The organism is Pseudomonas sp. lyk4-R2A-10, assembly GCF_030209075.1.
In the GTDB taxonomy this organism is placed as follows: domain Bacteria; phylum Pseudomonadota; class Gammaproteobacteria; order Pseudomonadales; family Pseudomonadaceae; genus Aquipseudomonas; species Aquipseudomonas glycinae.
The window spans coordinates 158,589-174,640 of the sequence record NZ_JARVSR010000011.1 but is presented as its reverse complement, the minus strand read 5'-3'; the positions used below and the strand labels follow the sequence as shown (position 1 = coordinate 174,640).

At 61.3% G+C, this 16,052-nt stretch carries 16 protein-coding genes; 9 read left to right on the top strand and 7 right to left on the bottom strand.

What is annotated here, in order from left to right; genetic code table 11:
- Nucleotides 1–35 precede the first annotated feature (35 nt).
- On the bottom strand, nucleotides 36–1,073 hold the full coding sequence (gene mreB / locus QRN46_RS17865; protein ID WP_002555108.1) for a rod shape-determining protein MreB: 1,038 nt from the start codon (nucleotides 1,071–1,073) through the stop codon (nucleotides 36–38).
- A 211-nt stretch (nucleotides 1,074–1,284) separates the two neighbouring features.
- Here mreB and gatC point away from each other — a divergent pair, with 211 nt between their 5' ends.
- From gatC to QRN46_RS17835, 6 genes are all read left to right on the top strand, one after another.
- A complete protein-coding gene (gatC, locus tag QRN46_RS17860) occupies nucleotides 1,285–1,572 on the top strand; it encodes an Asp-tRNA(Asn)/Glu-tRNA(Gln) amidotransferase subunit GatC (RefSeq protein WP_007953612.1) in 288 nt (95 codons plus the stop codon).
- Nucleotides 1,573–1,588: 16 nt separating this feature from the next.
- Nucleotides 1,589–3,040, top strand: coding sequence for an Asp-tRNA(Asn)/Glu-tRNA(Gln) amidotransferase subunit GatA (gene gatA, locus QRN46_RS17855; RefSeq protein ID WP_011332456.1), 1,452 nt, complete (start codon nucleotides 1,589–1,591; stop codon nucleotides 3,038–3,040).
- 10 nt (nucleotides 3,041–3,050) lie between these two features.
- Nucleotides 3,051–4,496 carry an Asp-tRNA(Asn)/Glu-tRNA(Gln) amidotransferase subunit GatB gene (gatB, locus tag QRN46_RS17850; RefSeq protein ID WP_285356286.1) on the top strand — a complete coding sequence of 482 codons (1,446 nt, stop codon included), beginning with the start codon at nucleotides 3,051–3,053 and terminating at the stop codon, nucleotides 4,494–4,496.
- 148 nt (nucleotides 4,497–4,644) lie between these two features.
- Nucleotides 4,645–5,019, top strand: coding sequence for a septal ring lytic transglycosylase RlpA family protein (locus QRN46_RS17845; RefSeq protein WP_011332454.1), 375 nt, complete (start codon nucleotides 4,645–4,647; stop codon nucleotides 5,017–5,019).
- A 46-nt stretch (nucleotides 5,020–5,065) separates the two neighbouring features.
- Entirely contained in the window at nucleotides 5,066–6,127 is a 1,062-nt protein-coding gene (locus tag QRN46_RS17840; RefSeq protein ID WP_011332453.1) for a calcium/sodium antiporter, read from the top strand.
- On the top strand, nucleotides 6,124–6,504 hold the full coding sequence (locus QRN46_RS17835; RefSeq protein ID WP_011332452.1) for a carboxymuconolactone decarboxylase family protein: 381 nt from the start codon (nucleotides 6,124–6,126) through the stop codon (nucleotides 6,502–6,504). Before QRN46_RS17840 ends, QRN46_RS17835 begins: the two co-directional genes overlap by 4 nt.
- A gap of 9 nt (nucleotides 6,505–6,513) precedes the next feature.
- Here the strand turns inward: QRN46_RS17835 and QRN46_RS17830 are convergent, their stop codons facing one another.
- The 5 genes from QRN46_RS17830 to kdgD all read right to left on the bottom strand — a co-directional run bounded on the left by QRN46_RS17830 (nucleotide 6,514) and on the right by kdgD (nucleotide 12,994).
- Entirely contained in the window at nucleotides 6,514–7,455 is a 942-nt protein-coding gene (locus tag QRN46_RS17830; RefSeq protein WP_011332451.1) for an AEC family transporter, read from the bottom strand.
- Between the two features lie 97 nt (nucleotides 7,456–7,552).
- Complete coding sequence (gene garD, locus QRN46_RS17825) at nucleotides 7,553–9,106, bottom strand: galactarate dehydratase (protein ID WP_007953621.1); 1,554 nt, start codon at nucleotides 9,104–9,106, stop codon at nucleotides 7,553–7,555.
- 11 nt (nucleotides 9,107–9,117) lie between these two features.
- Nucleotides 9,118–10,482 carry an MFS transporter gene (locus tag QRN46_RS17820; RefSeq protein WP_041475503.1) on the bottom strand — a complete coding sequence of 455 codons (1,365 nt, stop codon included), beginning with the start codon at nucleotides 10,480–10,482 and terminating at the stop codon, nucleotides 9,118–9,120.
- Nucleotides 10,483–10,581: 99 nt separating this feature from the next.
- Nucleotides 10,582–12,021, bottom strand: coding sequence for an aldehyde dehydrogenase family protein (locus QRN46_RS17815; protein WP_011332449.1), 1,440 nt, complete (start codon nucleotides 12,019–12,021; stop codon nucleotides 10,582–10,584).
- A gap of 61 nt (nucleotides 12,022–12,082) precedes the next feature.
- Complete coding sequence (gene kdgD / locus QRN46_RS17810) at nucleotides 12,083–12,994, bottom strand: 5-dehydro-4-deoxyglucarate dehydratase (protein WP_011332448.1); 912 nt, start codon at nucleotides 12,992–12,994, stop codon at nucleotides 12,083–12,085.
- 233 nt (nucleotides 12,995–13,227) lie between these two features.
- On the opposite strand from kdgD, the gene QRN46_RS17805 reads away from it, so the two are divergent.
- The 3 genes from QRN46_RS17805 to QRN46_RS17795 all read left to right on the top strand — a co-directional run bounded on the left by QRN46_RS17805 (nucleotide 13,228) and on the right by QRN46_RS17795 (nucleotide 15,221).
- Nucleotides 13,228–14,541 carry a phospholipase gene (locus tag QRN46_RS17805; protein ID WP_201819020.1) on the top strand — a complete coding sequence of 438 codons (1,314 nt, stop codon included), beginning with the start codon at nucleotides 13,228–13,230 and terminating at the stop codon, nucleotides 14,539–14,541.
- A gap of 11 nt (nucleotides 14,542–14,552) precedes the next feature.
- Entirely contained in the window at nucleotides 14,553–14,744 is a 192-nt protein-coding gene (locus QRN46_RS17800; protein ID WP_011332446.1) for a hypothetical protein, read from the top strand.
- A gap of 102 nt (nucleotides 14,745–14,846) precedes the next feature.
- Nucleotides 14,847–15,221: a hypothetical protein gene (locus QRN46_RS17795; RefSeq protein ID WP_285356277.1), complete on the top strand. Its 375-nt coding sequence runs from the start codon at nucleotides 14,847–14,849 to the stop codon at nucleotides 15,219–15,221.
- Nucleotides 15,222–15,225: 4 nt separating this feature from the next.
- On the opposite strand, the gene QRN46_RS17790 is transcribed toward QRN46_RS17795, so the two are convergent.
- Nucleotides 15,226–15,972: a FadR/GntR family transcriptional regulator gene (locus QRN46_RS17790; protein ID WP_181457905.1), complete on the bottom strand. Its 747-nt coding sequence runs from the start codon at nucleotides 15,970–15,972 to the stop codon at nucleotides 15,226–15,228.
- Nucleotides 15,973–16,052: the final 80 nt, after the last annotated feature.

Below are 16,052 nucleotides of genomic sequence, written 5' to 3'. Positions count from 1 at the left end.
TGCCTGTGCGCTCACCCACGTATTGCACCCGGCGATTATTCGCTGGAGAGCAGGTCCATGGTGTGCTTGTCCATCATTTCCAATGCACGGCCACCGCCGCGAGCGACGCAGGTCAGCGGATCTTCGGCAACGATCACCGGCAGACCGGTTTCCTGAGCCAGCAGCTTGTCGAGGTCACGCAGCAGCGCGCCACCACCGGTCAGCACCAGGCCACGCTCGGCGATGTCGGAAGCCAGTTCCGGCGGCGATTGCTCCAGAGCACTTTTCACCGCCTGAACGATGGTCGCCAGCGACTCTTGCAGAGCTTCCAGCACTTCGTTGGAGTTCAGGGTGAATGCGCGTGGAACGCCTTCGGCCAGGTTGCGACCACGAACGTCGACTTCGCGAACTTCGCCGCCCGGGTAGGCCGTGCCGATTTCCTGCTTGATGCGTTCGGCGGTGGATTCGCCGATCAGGCTGCCGTAGTTGCGGCGCACGTAGGTGATGATCGCTTCGTCGAAGCGGTCGCCGCCAACACGTACGGACTCGGCATAGACCACACCGTTCAGGGAGATCAGCGCGATTTCGGTGGTACCACCACCGATATCCACGACCATCGAACCGCGAGCTTCTTCAACCGGCAGGCCGGCACCGATCGCTGCCGCCATCGGCTCTTCGATCAGGAACACTTCACGGGCACCGGCGCCAAGGGCCGATTCACGGATGGCACGACGCTCAACCTGGGTGGACTTGCATGGAACGCAGATCAGCACACGAGGGCTGGGCTGCAGAAAGCTGTTTTCGTGAACCTTGTTGATAAAGTATTGCAGCATCTTTTCGCAGACGCTGAAGTCGGCGATCACGCCGTCCTTCATCGGACGAATGGCAGCAATGTTGCCCGGCGTACGGCCGAGCATGCGCTTGGCCTCGGTGCCGACAGCGACGACACTTTTCTGGTTACCGTGTGTCCGAATGGCCACAACCGATGGCTCATTCAGGACGATACCGCGCTCGCGCACGTAAATAAGGGTGTTGGCAGTGCCCAGGTCAATGGAAAGATCGCTGGAAAACATGCCACGCAGTTTCTTGAACATGGGAAAGGGACCCTAGGCAACGCGTGGGTAAAAAAGTGCGGCAAACTCTAACAACGACAGGGATTTTGGGCAAGGCGCCAATATGTTAAATTGGCCGCTTTTCTGTGCACCAAGCCCCACAATCGCGGCCTTATGACCGTAGAAGTGCGGTAGTGTTCCGACAATCTAACACACGGACGCCGTCCGTCCTGTTTTCCACTGGAGAAACCCGATGGCGCTAGAACGCTCCGACGTGGAAAAAATCGCTCATCTGGCCAGCCTTGGCCTTAATGACGCCGATCTTCCACACATCACTTCGGCCCTCAACAGCATTCTCGGGCTGGTCGACGAAATGCAGGCGGTCAATACCGACGGTATCGAACCGCTGGCCCACCCGCTGGAAGCCAGTCAGCGCCTGCGCGCCGACGTCGTGACCGAAAGCAATAACCGCGAGGCTTATCAGTCCATCGCACCAGCGGTCGAAAACGGCCTGTACCTGGTTCCGAAAGTCATCGACTAAAGGGAAAGAGCCTGCAATGCATCAATTGACTCTGGCCGAGATCGCCCGCGGTCTCGCCGATAAAAAGTTTTCTTCCGAAGAGCTGACCAAAGTCCTGCTGGCGCGTATTACTCAGCTCGACCCGCAGCTCAACAGTTTCATCAGCCTCACCGAAGAGCTGGCCCTTGAGCAGGCGAAAGCCGCCGACGTGCGCCGGGCCAATGGTGAGAGTGGCGCCCTGCTCGGTGCGCCGATCGCCCACAAGGATCTGTTCTGCACCCAGGGCATCCGCACCAGCTGCGGCTCGAAGATGCTCGACAACTTCAAGGCTCCATACGACGCCACCGTGGTGTCGAAGCTGGCCGCCGCCGGCACCGTGACCCTGGGCAAGACCAACATGGACGAATTCGCCATGGGTTCGGCCAACGAGTCGAGCTGGTACGGCGCGGTGAAAAACCCGTGGAACCTGGAACACGTGCCGGGCGGTTCGTCCGGTGGTTCGGCTGCCGCGGTTGCCGCTCGTCTGTTGCCTGCCGCAACGGCCACCGACACCGGCGGTTCGATCCGTCAGCCAGCAGCATTCACCAACCTCACCGGCCTGAAACCGACCTACGGTCGCGTGTCGCGCTGGGGCATGATCGCTTACGCCTCCAGCCTCGATCAGGGCGGCCCGCTGGCTCGCACCGCCGAAGACTGCGCGATTTTGTTGCAAGGTATGGCCGGCTTCGATCCGAACGACTCCACCAGCATCGATGAGCCAGTGCCGGACTACGCCGCCGGCCTGAATGGTTCGCTGCAAGGACTGCGTATCGGCGTGCCGAAGGAATACTTCGGTGCCGGTCTCGACCCGCGCATCGCCGACCTGATCCAGAACAGCATCAAGGAGCTGCAGAAGCTCGGTGCTGTGATCAAGGAAATCAGCCTGCCGAACATGCAGCACGCGATCCCTGCGTACTACGTGATCGCCCCGGCAGAAGCCTCCTCCAACCTGTCGCGTTTCGACGGCGTGCGCTTCGGCCACCGCTGCGCAGACCCGAAGAACCTGGAAGACCTGTACAAGCGCTCCCGTGGCGAAGGCTTCGGGCCTGAAGTGCAGCGCCGGATCATGGTCGGTGCCTACGCGCTGTCCGCCGGTTACTACGACGCCTACTACCTGAAAGCGCAGAAGATCCGTCGCCTGGTGAAGAACGACTTCATGGCTGCCTTTAATGAAGTCGACATCATCCTCGGCCCGACCACGCCAAACCCGGCCTGGAAACTCGGTGCCAAGAACAGCGACCCGGTCGCTGCCTACCTGGAAGACGTCTACACCATCACCGCCAACCTCGCGGGCCTGCCGGGCCTGTCGATGCCGGCCGGTTTTGTCGACGGCCTGCCGGTCGGCGTGCAACTGCTCGCTCCGTATTTCCAGGAAGGCCGTTTGCTCAATGTTGCGCACCAGTATCAGTTGAACACTGACTGGCACACTCGCACCCCAACCGGCTTCTGAGGAGACACACATGCAATGGGAAGTCGTGATCGGGCTGGAGATTCACACCCAGCTCACCACCCGGTCGAAAATCTTTTCCGGTAGTTCCACCCAGTTCGGTTCCGAGCCGAACACCCAGGCCAGCCTGATCGACCTGGGCATGCCCGGCGTGCTGCCGGTGCTCAACCAGGAAGCGGTGCGCATGGCGGTGATGTTCGGTCTGGCGATTGACGCCGAGATCGGTCAGCACAACGTGTTCGCCCGTAAAAACTACTTCTACCCGGACCTGCCGAAGGGCTACCAGATCAGCCAGATGGAGTTGCCGATCGTCGGCAAGGGCCACTTGGACATCGCTCTGGAAGACGGCACGGTCAAACGCGTCGGCATCACCCGCGCGCACCTGGAAGAAGACGCCGGCAAGAGCCTGCACGAAGAATTCAGCGGTGCCACCGGCATCGACCTGAACCGTGCCGGCACGCCGCTGCTGGAAATCGTGTCCGAGCCTGACATGCGCAGCGCCAAGGAAGCCGTGGCCTACGTCAAGGCGATCCACGCGCTGGTACGTTACCTGGGCATCTGCGATGGCAACATGGCCGAAGGCTCGCTGCGTTGCGACTGCAACGTGTCGATCCGTCCGAAAGGCCAGGCCGAGTTCGGCACCCGCTGTGAAATCAAGAACGTCAACTCGTTCCGCTTCATCGAGAAGGCGATCAACTCCGAGATCCAGCGTCAGATCGACCTGATCGAAGACGGCGGCAAAGTGATCCAGCAGACCCGTCTGTACGATCCGAACAAGGACGAAACCCGTCCGATGCGCAGCAAAGAGGAAGCCAACGACTACCGTTACTTCCCCGATCCGGACCTGCTGCCGGTGGTCATCGAGGACTCGTTCCTCAATGACGTGCGCGCCACCCTGCCGGAACTGCCACCGCAGAAGCGCGAGCGCTTCCAGAGTGCGTTCGGTCTGTCGGCCTATGACGCCAACGTGCTGGCCACCAGCCGTGAGCAGGCGGACTACTTCGAGAAAGTCGCCAGCATCGGCGGCGACGCCAAACTGGCGGCGAACTGGGTGATGGTCGAGTTGGGCAGCCTGCTCAACAAGCAGAACCTGGACATCGAGGATTCGCCAGTTTCGGCCGAACAACTGGGCGGCATGCTGCAGCGCATCAAGGACAACACCATCTCCGGCAAGATCGCCAAGGTGGTGTTTGAAGCGATGGCCAACGGCGAAGGCAGCGCAGACGAGATCATCGAAAAGCGCGGCCTGAAGCAGGTTACCGACAGCGGCGCGATCTCGGCGGTGCTGGACGAAATGCTCGCGGCCAATGCCGAGCAGGTCGAGCAATACCGTGCGGCAGACGAAGCCAAGCGCGGCAAGATGTTCGGCTTCTTCGTCGGCCAGGCCATGAAAGCCTCCAAAGGCAAGGCCAACCCGCAGCAAGTGAACGAACTGCTGAAAAGCAAGCTCGAAGGCTGACCACAATGGAGCCAGATCCAAAGCCTGGCTCCATTCCCTGTGGGAGCGAGCATGCTCGCGACAGCGCAATTTCAGACACTGCAAAAGTGACTGACGGATCGCCTTCGCCAGCAAGCTCGCTCCCACATTGTTATTTGGGAGCTTTCGAATGAAACGTCTGCTCGGCGCCTGCGCCCTGCTCTCCTTGCTGGCCGGTTGCGCCAGCACCGATGTCATCGACCCGCACGGTTACGACCAGACCGGCGTCGCCTCCTATTACGGTGCCAAGCACCACGGTAAACGCACCGCCAGCGGCGAAGCGTTCAACCAGAATTCTTTGACAGCCGCCCACCGCCAGTTGCCGTTCGGCACCCGGGTGAAGGTCACCAACCTGAAAAACGATGAATCCGTCGTGGTCCGCATCAACGACCGCGGCCCGCACACCCGTGGTCGCCTGATCGATGTTTCACGTGCGGCGGCCGAACAGCTCGGTATGCTGCGCAGTGGAACCGCCCGCGTTCGGGTCCAGGCCCTCGACGACTGATGGAGCGTCCACTATTTTCGGACTGACCGACTTACCCCTGATCAGTGTGATCGAATTGCTCAGCGGGCTGTTCCTGCTGATCGCCGGCGCCGAGCTGATGGTGCGCGCCGCCGTGCGCCTGGCCGCGCGTCTGCATGTCCGACCGCTGATCATCGGCCTGACCATCGTCGCCCTCGGCAGCAGCGCTCCGCAAATGGCCGTCAGCCTGCAAGCCGTACAGGCGCACACGCCGGACATCGCCGTCAGCAGCGTGATCGGCAGCAGCATTTTCAACATTCTCGTCACCCTCGGCCTGTCGGCGCTGATCATTCCGCTGCGGGTATCGCGGCAATTGGTGCGCCTCGACATTCCACTGATGATCGGTGCCAGCCTGCTGGTGTTCGTCCTGGCATGGAATGAAGAGCTCGGGCGCTTCGACGGCATTCTGTTGCTCGGCGCCCTCGCCCTGTATCTCGGATTATTGCTGCGCCAGTCGCGGCACTCGGCCCGCCCGCACTCCGATCAACCCCACGATCCGCAGGCCCCATGGTTCACCAGCCTGCTGATGATTGTCGGCGGTCTGGGCATGCTGGTGTTCGCCGGGCATCTGCTACTGGGGGCGGCCGTGGTGGTGGCCACCGACCTGGGGTTCTCCGAGCGGGTGATCGGCCTGACCGTGGTCGCGGTCGGCACCTCGCTGCCGGAACTCGCCACCTCGCTGATCGCTGCGTTGCGCGGTCAGCGGGACATCGCCGTGGGCAACGTGATCGGTGCCAACCTGTTCAACCTGCTTGGGGTGCTGGGCCTCACCGCACTGATCGCGCCGACGCCGCTGTCGGTCTCGCCGAACGCACTGGATTTCGACCTGCCGGTGATGCTCGGCGTCGCCGCGCTGTGCCTGCCGGTGTTCTATTCCGGTTACCGCGTGACCCGGGCCGAAGGCCTGTTGCTGCTGGGTTTGTACCTGGCGTACGGGCTGCACGTGGTGTCGTTCACCACCGGCATGCCACTGGCCGGCAAACTCGAGCGATTGATGCTGTTTTATGTGCTGCCGACGCTGCTGGCGTTTCTGTTTTTCACGTCCGTGCGCGCCTGGCGCCGCCAACACCACAAGAGGGATATGCCATGACCGAATCGAAGAAATCCGGGGTTGAAGTCCGCCGTCAGGTAATGGGCGACGCGTTTGTCGACCGCGCGCTGGGCAATGCCACGGAGTTCACTCAACCCTTGCAGGACTTCGTCAACGAACACGCCTGGGGCGGCGTGTGGAATCGCGAAGGTTTGCCGCTGAAGACTCGCAGCCTGATCACCCTCGCCGCGCTGACCGCGTTGAAGTGCCCGCAGGAATTGAAGGGTCACGTACGCGGTGCGTTGAACAATGGCTGCACGGTCGATGAGATCCGTGAAGCGCTGCTGCATTGCGCGGTGTACGCCGGCGTACCGGCGGCGATCGATGCGTTCCGCGCGGCGCAGGAAGTGATCGACAGCTACCAGAAGCCCGAGTAACCGCCGGCCTCAGATCCACCCGCCCCACTGCAGGAAGAAGATCCCGATATTGGTGGTGATCGCTGCCATCAATGTGGTCAGCACGATGATCGCCGCCGCCAGTTCATGGTTGCCCTGTGCCGCACGGGCCATGACGAAACTGGCGGCGGCGGTCGGGCTGCCGAAGTACAGAAACAGAATTCCCAGCTCCGCCCCGCGAAAGCCCCAGAGCCACGCGCCCAGCGTGGCGATCACCGGCAGACCGACCATCTTCACCAGACTCGAACTGAGCGCCATGTTGCCGCTCTTGCGCAGCGCCGCCAGCGACAGCGTACCGCCAATGCAGATCAGGGCCAGCGGCAGCGTGGTTTGCGCCAGGTACTGGCCGGAGGTTTCCAGCCACCCCGGCAGACCGATCTTGAAATAAGCGAACGGCGCCGCCGCGATCACGCTGATGATCAACGGATTGCTGACCACGCTTTTGCAGATGCTCCACGGATCGGACTTGATCACCGGGCTGTACACCGCCAGCACGATGGTCGACAGGGTGTTGTAGAACAGGATCACCAGCGCCGCGAGAATCGCCCCGAGGGAAATCCCGTAGTCGCCATACATGCTCGCCGCCAGCGCCAGGCCGATCACCCCGTTGTTGCCGCGAAACGCGCCTTGGGTGTAGATGCCCCGGTCTTCACGCGGGCAGCGGAAAATCGCCCAGCCCCAGGCCAGGGCAAAACTGACCAGCGTGGCAAGGGCGAAATAGATGAGCAGCGCCGGTTGCAGCGCGGCGTGCAGGTCGGCGTGCAGGATGCCGAGAAACAGCAGCGCCGGCATGGTGACGTTGAACACCAGCGACGAGGCCGTGTGGATAAAGTTGTCGTTGATCCAGTCGATGCGCTTGAGCAGCACCCCCAGAAACAGCATGGCAAACACCGGCGCGGTGATGTTCAGGGTTTCGAGGAAGATTGCCAGCATGCCGGGGAGCCTTGGAGGTGAGCGTCGTTAGGGGGCTAATGATAAGCCACTTTCACCCCGTTCGTTCCCACGCTATGCGTGGGAACGATCAACAGACTCAGGTGATAGGCGCCGGATTGAACAACGTAATGTCGTTATGCAGCTTGTGCTTCTCCGCCCACGTCTGCTGCTTGCCGCTCGCCACATCCAGGTAGTAGTGGAACAACTCCCAGCCCAACTCCTCGATGGACGCACGCCCGGTAGCAATCCGCCCGGCATCGATGTCGATCAGATCCGGCCAGCGCTGCGCCAGCTCCGTACGGGTCGAAACCTTCACCACTGGCGCCATCGCCAACCCGTAAGGCGTGCCACGACCGGTCGTGAACACATGCAGGTTCATCCCCGCCGCCAGTTGCAACGTACCGCAGACAAAATCACTCGCCGGCGTCGCACAAAAAATCAAACCCTTCTGCTTGAAGCGCTCCCCGGGGCCGAGCACGCCGCTGATCGCACTGCTGCCGGACTTCACGATCGAGCCCAGCGACTTCTCGACGATGTTCGACAACCCGCCCTTCTTGTTGCCCGGCGTGGTGTTGGCGCTGCGATCCGCTTCACCCTTGGCCAGGTAACGGTCGTACCAGTCCATCTCGCGCACCAGTTCCTCGGCAACGGTTTTGGTCTGGGCCCGTGAGGTCAGCAGGTAAATCGCGTCGCGCACTTCGGTGACTTCGGAAAACATCACCGTCGCCCCCGCACGCAGCAGCAAGTCCGAGGCATAACCAAGCGCCGGGTTGGCGGTGATCCCGGAAAACGCATCGCTGCCGCCGCACTGCATGCCCAGGATCAACTCGGACGCCGGCACGGTTTCCCGGCGGCGCTGGTCGAGTTTCTTCAGTCGGACTTCAGCCAGCTCCATGATCTGCTCGATCATCTCGGTGAAACCGTGACTGGAATCCTGCAAGCGATACAGCCATGGCTCGCTCAGATCCACCGAAGCATCGTCTTCATGCATCACCTGCCCGGCCTGCAATTTTTCGCAGCCCAGACTGATCACCAGCGCCTCGCCACCGAGGTTCGGGTTGCGCGCCAGATTGCGCACCGTGCGGATCGGGATGTAGGCGTCGGTGGCCGTGATGGCCACGCCGCAACCGTAACTGTGGGTCAGCGCCACCACGTCATCGACGTGCGGGTACTTCGGCAACAGTTCATCCTTGATCCGCTTCACCGCGTGATCCAGCACCCCGGTGACGCATTGCACGGTAGTGGTGATCCCGAGGATGTTGCGCGTGCCGACCGTACCGTCGGCGTTGCGGTAACCCTCGAACGTGAAGCCTTCCAGCGGAGCCTGGGCGGCCGGCACATCGGTGGACAGCGGCAGGCTGTCCAGCGGCGGCGCGGTCGGCATGCGCAGTTGATCTTCCTTGACCCAACTGCCACGGGGAATCGGCTGCAACGCGTAGCCGATGATCTGGCCGTAGCGAATCACCGTGCCGCCCTCGGGAATATCCACGAGGCTGACCTTGTGACTCTGCGGTACAAAATCCACCGTCACCAGGCCATCGGCAAATGCGGTGCCGGCCGGCACGCCCTGGTCGTTGACCACTACCACTACGTTGTCCCGCTCGTGCAGGCGGATGTAGCGCGGCGAGTCGGAATGTTCAATCAACTGCATGACGCCGCTCCTCAGGAATGCGCTTGAGACAATTTGCCGGTGGCTTCGGAACCGCCATTGGTTGGCGGCTCTTTAAGTACCACACGTTTGATCGGGCCGACGATCACCAGGTAGCTGAACACCGCCACGAGTGCGTTGGCGCCGACGAACACCAGTGCCCATTTGAACGAACCGGTGGAGCTGATGATGTAGCCTATGACGATCGGGGTGGTGATCGACGCGATGTTGCCGAAGGTGTTGAACAGGCCGCCACTCAGACCAGCAATCTGTTTCGGCGAGGTGTCGGAGACCACCGCCCAGCCCAGTGCACCCACGCCTTTGCCGAAGAATGCCAGGGCCATAAAGCCGACCACCATCCATTCAACGTCGACATAGTTGCAGGCCACGATGCTGCTCGAAACCAGCAGACCGGCAATGATCGGCGCCTTGCGGGCGAAGGTCAGCGAATGGCCCTTGCGCAGCAGGTAATCGGAAATCACCCCGCCGAGCACGCCACCGATAAAGCCGCAGATCGCCGGCAACGAGGCAATGAAACCGGCCTTGAGGATGGTCATGCCGCGCTCCTGCACCAGGTACACCGGGAACCAGGTCAGGAAGAAATAGGTGATGCCGTTGATGCAGTACTGGCCCAGGTAAACGCCGAGCATCATGCGATTGGTCAGCAACTGCCGGATGTAATCCCATTTCGGGCCGTCAGCCTTTTTGCCTTGTTTCTGGTCCATGTCGACCATGCCGCCGTTGTCGGCGATGAACTTCACTTCCGCTTCGTTGGCCATCGGGTGTTGGCGCGGGCTGTGGATAACCTTGAGCCAGACCAGCGAGAACACGATGCCGAGCAGGCCCATGACGATGAACACGTGCTCCCAGCCAAAGGAGAACACGATCCAGCCCATCAGCGGTGCGAACAGCACGGTGGCGAAGTATTGCGCCGAGTTGAAGATCGCCGAAGCGGTGCCGCGCTCAGCGGTCGGGAACCAGGCCGCGACGATGCGTGCGTTACCGGGGAACGATGGCGCCTCGGCCAGACCGACCAGAAAGCGCAGCATGAACAGCGCGACGATGGCCGTGGACATGCCGAACTCACCGACGAAGCCTTGCAGCACGGTGAACAGCGACCAGGTGAAGATGCTCAGGGCATAGACTTTTTTCGAGCCGAAGCGATCGAGCAGCCAGCCGCCGGGAATTTGCCCGGCCACGTAGGCCCAACCGAAAGCAGAGAAGATGTAGCCGAGGGTGACCGCGTCGATGCCGAGGTCTTTTTGCAAACTGGAACCGGCGATCGCGATGGTGGCACGGTCGGCGTAGTTGATCGTGGTCACCAGGAACAGCATGAGCAGGATCAAATAGCGGACGTGAGTCGGCTTGGACGATTGCATGTAGATGTACTCCCACTGATTATTTTTATGCGGGTAAAACATTCTTTGGTCTTGTGCCGCGCTGGGCCTCAGGCGAAGGCCCGGCGCGGGTGCAGCGATTTACGAACCGATGTAGCTGGTCTTCACGACCGTGTAGAACTCTTGTGCATAGCGGCCTTGCTCACGTGAGCCATAGGATGAACCCTTACGGCCACCGAACGGAACGTGATAATCGACACCGGCGGTCGGCAGGTTGACCATCACCATCCCGGCCTGGGAATGACGCTTGAAGTGGTTGGCGTACTTCAGCGACGTGGTGGCGATGCCCGCCGACAGACCGAATTCGGTGTCGTTGGCCATGGCCAGTGCAGCCTCGTAATCGGCCACGCGGACGATGTTGGCCACCGGGCCGAAGATCTCTTCGCGGCTGATGCGCATCGAGGCTTCGCTGTCGGCAAACAGGGTCGGCGCGAGGAAGTAGCCCTCGGTGTCACACGTCACCAAACCACCGCCGCTGACCAGACGCGCACCTTCGGACTGACCGATGTCGATGTACTTCATGTCCTGCTCAAGCTGCGCTTGCGAGACCACCGGACCGATGTCGGTGCCGGCCTTCAGCGCGTGACCGACCTTGATCGACTTCATGCGCTCGGCCATGGCTTCGACGAACTTGTCGTGAATGCCGGCGGTGACGATCAGACGGCTCGATGCCGTGCAACGCTGGCCGGTGGAGTAGAACGCGCTCTGCACCGACAGCTCGACCGCCTGCTTGAGGTCGGCGTCGTCGAGAATGATCTGCGGGTTCTTGCCGCCCATCTCCAGCTGAACCTTGGCCTGACGCGACACGCAATTGACCGCGATCTGACGGCCCACACCGACGGAGCCGGTGAAGCTGATGCCGTCGACTTTCGGGCTGTTGACCAGTGCTTCACCGACCACGCGACCGCTGCCCATCACCAGGTTGAACACGCCGGCCGGGAAGCCTGCGCGGGAGATGATTTCGGCCAGCGCCCAGGCACAGCCCGGCACCAGATCCGCCGGCTTCAACACCACGCAGTTGCCGTAGGCCAGGGCCGGGGCGATTTTCCACGACGGGATGGCAATCGGGAAATTCCACGGGGTGATCAGACCGACCACGCCGAGGGCTTCGCGGGTGACTTCAACGTTGACGCCCGGACGCACCGACGGCACGTAGTCGCCGGACAGACGCAGGCATTCACCGGCGAAGAACTTGAAGATGTTGCCGGCGCGGGTCACTTCGCCGATGGCTTCGGGCAGGGTCTTGCCCTCTTCCCGGGCCAGTAAAGTGCCGAGCTCTTCGCGACGGGCGAGGATTTCAGTGCCGACTTTGTCCAGCGAGTCGTGACGGGCCTGAATGCCCGAAGTCGACCACGCCGGGAATGCAGCGCGAGCGGCGTCGATGGCGGCATTGACTTGAGCCAGGTCAGCCTTGGCGTAATCGCCGATGGTATCGCTCAGTTCGGACGGGTTGATGTTCGCCGAGTAATCGTTGCCGGCGACCCATTCACCGTTGATGTAGTTGTCATAGCGCTTGGTCACGAATCATTCTCCTGACGCAAAAAGCCGCTGATTGCTCAGCGGCCTTGTTTATAGAGGTGTGTTACTGCGCACCTTGCTTGTCGATCAGCGCAGCGAGCATTTCGTACTCTTCGCCGGTCAAGTCGGTCAGCGGCGCCCGCACCGGGCCGGCGTCATAACCGGCGATCTTGGCGCCAGCCTTGACGATGCTCACGGCGTAACCGGCCTTGCGGTTGCGGATGTCGAGGTACGGCAGGAAGAAGTCGTCGATGATCTTGCCGACGGTGGCGTGATCTTCGCGGGCAATGGCGTGGTAGAAGTCCATCGCGGTTTTCGGGATGAAGTTGAACACCGCCGACGAGTAGACCGGCACGCCCAGGGCCTTGTAGGCAGCGGCGTAGACTTCGGCGGTCGGCAGACCACCGAGGTAGCTGAAGCGATCGCCGAGGCGACGACGGATCGACACCATCAGTTCGATATCGCCCAGACCGTCCTTGTAACCGATCAGGTTCGGGCAGCGCTCGGCCAGACGCTCCAGCAGCGGCGCGGTCAGGCGGCAGACGTTGCGGTTGTAGACCACCACGCCGATGTTGACCGATTTGCACACCGCTTCAACGTGGGCGGCAACGCCGTCCTGGCTGGCTTCGGTCAGATAGTGCGGCAGCAACAACAGGCCTTTGGCGCCCAGACGCTCGGCTTCCTGAGCGTATTCGATGGCCTGACGGGTCGAACCGCCGACACCGGCGAGGATCGGCACGCTGCTGGCGCAAGTGTCGACGGCAGTCTTGATGATTTCCGAGTATTCGCTGGCAGCCAGGGAGAAGAATTCACCGGTGCCACCGGCGGCGAACAGGGCTGAAGCACCGTACGGGGCCAGCCATTCCAGGCGTTTGATGTAGCCAGCGCGGTTGAAATCGCCCTGGGCATTGAAATCGGTCACCGGGAACGACAGCAGGCCGGCGGAGAGGATGGACTTCAGTTCTTGTGGATTCATTATTCGAACACCCTGGTAGCAACGTTTTTTGTGAGTGGACCGTTCAGCCTTCGCCGAAGTTGTAGGTCATCGTACAACTTAAAATATAACCGTCAACTGCATTTCATCGTCTTCGCCTCCTCCTGCGTGGGACTCTGCTTACCTTGACGTAGGAAACTTCTGGGCTAGGCTGCCGATTACTGTATATAAGTACAGTTAAATATTTTTACGGATGGCATATCAAGGAGCAAGAAATGTCAGATCCACAAAACGATCCACAACAACCGCCGGTCCCGCTCATTGCCCGGTTCGAGGAGTTGTTTAGCGAAACGGGGATCGAGATCGACGGCGAACAGTCTCACCTCATATTGCTGGCGACCGATTCGCACATCGAGCCCCCGCCTCCCAACCCGGGTAAACCAAGGGCAAGCAAAGGGATCGGGCTGTATTACGAAATACTTGAACACACGGCCATCGGCGACAATGTGCTGCTGCGTCAGGACACAACAACGCCACCAAGACCGGCCAGCAAGGTTCCCCTGCATCTGCCCAATGGATTGGCACTGACCTACGGTCAGATATTGGGCTTGGGTGGCGATTTCTATGGGATCCCCGAGCAACCGATCTGCGACGGCGCGACAGCCGCCGAGCGCCTTCAGCGCTTTACTGCTGCGTTCAATTCCCTGGCAACCGCATCTTCTGCGAAAGCTGAGGCAGGCAAGATTCTCGAGGTCGCCAAACAAGAGGCTGCGGCGGTCGAACAAGCCATCCACGAGGGCAAGCCCGCGCATGAGGCGTACGAGAAACTGGGTGATACGTTGTCCGAAGAGTGGAATAAAATCACCGGCGGCGGAAGTTTTGTCTCCGCCCTTTTTCCACTGGGTCGCTATCTGAAACTCGCGGCCAACAACCCCGACCATTTTGGCAAATGGGCAAAACGCGCCTATATCGCCGGCCACTCGGCAGCACTCAAACAGGCCGTCGCCGCCCATGGGACGCAGGACACCGCGGCCCTGGAACTGGCCTACGCCATGAATGCCTTCGCCGATCATTTCCTCACCGACCTGTTTGCCTCCGGTCACCTGCGCGTTCCGCGCCGTGAGCTGGCGGCGGTGGTGACACCCGGCGATCTGGGTTCGCTGATTTCTCGTTTCATGCACGACGAAGACAACCAGTTTGGCCTCAAGGTGCGCAACAGCCTGAGCGAGCACTGGCGCACTTTTGGCGACAAACGCTACTTCGACCTCATCCCTGACGAGGAACAGTTCGCCAACCAGTCCCATGTCAAACAGGCTACCCAGGCCTCCGCCGACGAAGTGTTCGACGCCTACCTCAGTGGCAAGCGCCCTGATGAGTCCGATTTCGCCGCGCTGAAGCACCTGCCGGATCTCGATGATGTGCACAAAGTGGAGAACAACTTCTCACCACTGTTCCGCGTCCAGGGCAACAAAGTCCTGCGGCGCAAGGACGTCAACAACCTCAACGACACCGCCACCGTCGACGACTGGTGGGGCTGGAGCACTTACCTGCTGCTCAAGGACTATCACCCAGCCGGCAATACGAATTAAGGAGCGATTCGATGAGCATCAAATTGAAACTGGAACTGGCCTCGGGCCAATCGTTGAAAGGTGCGCCGCTGCAATTGCTGCGCGACGGTGTGGCCATCGCTCGGGCGTCGGTGGACGCTGAGGGCCACGCGACGTTCGACGTCAGCCCCGGCCCCGGCAAACTCGCGGTCAGGGTGGATCGTTCGATTCTGCCCCACAGCTGAAATGCCCGGACAAGATTGCCCCGGCGCGCCTCACGAATTCGCCGGGTAAAGTGCAACGACTGCCGCGAAGGATCGCGGCAGATCTTTCAAGGAGAACGAACCATGACGTTTGCCGCTGCACACCTTCCGCAATTTCCCGATCACGCCAGCGACTCGATCATCCTGCGGTTATCGAGCCTGGATGACGACCTGATCGTTCGTGTACCCGATGGCCAGAACACACCGCCGAACTGGGATGTGTACCCGATCCTCGGTGACGATCCTGAAGAGCCTGAATGGCAGGGTTTGTCGGAGCCGACCGGCGTCTGGGATGACGCACTCGACGATATGGTCGGCCTGACCGGGATCGAACTGAGCATCCCCAGATTCGAGCTGGAAAAGTACCTGAACAGCACCGTCGAACTGCGTTACAAGTTTGCTGATGAGGCCAGTCTGGAGCCGTGTTCGGAACCACTGAAACTCTACATCGAAGCCTGATTTCTCACCCCTGCGCCTGCGCCTCTTCATGCGCCTGACGCAGCCGTTCGCGGCTGTTGGTCAGGTGCAGGCGCATGGCCGCACGGGCGGCATCGGAATCCTGACGGGCGATGGCGTCGTAGATTTCTTCGTGTTCGCGGCTCAGGCGATTCATGTAGTGCTGCTGATCGTCATGGGCCAGGCGCGCCGAATTCAGGCGAGTGCGCGGAATGATGCTGGTGCCCAGGTGGGTCATGATGTCGGTGAAATAGCGGTTGCCGGTGGACAGCGCGATTTGCAGATGGAACTGGAAGTCCGACGCCACTGCATCGCTGGCGTGGGCCACGCTGTCATTCAGCGCATCAAGGGCCGCGCGCATCGCAGCAAGTTGCTCGGCGCTGCGGCGCTGTGCGGCGAGGCCGGCGGATTCGACTTCGAGGCTGATACGCAGTTCGAGAATGGCCAGCACGTCACGCAGGGTGACCACGGTGGCCGGGTCGATCCGGAAACCGCTCGGGCTCGGGGTGTCGAGCACGAAGGTGCCGATGCCATGACGGGTTTCCACCTGCCCCGCCGCCTGCAAACGGGAAATCGCCTCGCGCACCACGGTGCGGCTGACGCCATGGGCCTCCATGATCGCCGACTCGGTCGGCAACTTGTCGCCGCGCTTGAGCAGACCGTCGCGGATCTGCTCGGTCAGCACCGTCACCAGTTCCTGAGCCAGGCTGCGGCGCTTGCGAGGGAGACGCGGGGTGTCGATCGTGTTTTCCATGGTTTGCATCTTGTCTCGAAAATTCGGCTTGTGGGCATCATAGCTCAAGCGGGTTGTACGATCACTTTCCGTTTCCACAC